This window comes from Campylobacter concisus (assembly GCF_002914005.1).
Classification (GTDB): domain Bacteria; phylum Campylobacterota; class Campylobacteria; order Campylobacterales; family Campylobacteraceae; genus Campylobacter_A; species Campylobacter_A concisus_N.
In genome coordinates this window covers 1-433 of sequence record NZ_POZU01000030.1, presented here as the reverse complement: position 1 = coordinate 433, position 433 = coordinate 1, and the positions used below count along the sequence as shown (strand labels likewise).

Annotated in this window: 1 protein-coding gene; it reads left to right on the top strand. The window is 23.1% G+C overall.

What is annotated here, in order from left to right; genetic code table 11:
- Nucleotides 1-433 (top strand): hypothetical protein (locus tag CYP54_RS09850; RefSeq protein ID WP_181001509.1); only part of this gene is annotated, 433 nt, incomplete at both ends.

Genomic DNA, 433 nt, shown 5'->3' with positions numbered 1-433 from the left:
GAAAATAAACTGAAAGCTATTTTATATATTTTTGTAGAAAACCCAAACCATAAATTTTTCAGCAAAGTCATAAATGTCGAAAATATTAGCAATATTGATACATACTTAAAAAAGATTGATAATACTGCAAGAGATATAGCGATTATTTTATCTGAAAGATATATTTATGATAGACTCGATATTTTTTCATTAGTTGCTACGTATGATCAAGGACTAATACAAATATTGCAAGATACAAAGCCTGATTTTATTATTAAAATAGACAAATTTAAAATGTCTATTTATAGGAGTATTATTGATGATATGCATAAGAAATATAGCGATATATTTTCTACTGACGAACATGGAAATTATACAAGGGGCGAAAATCAAACTTTAAAAGATATTTATAAAAAATATAAAATTAAAATGGAAAAATTTATCAGAATAATTA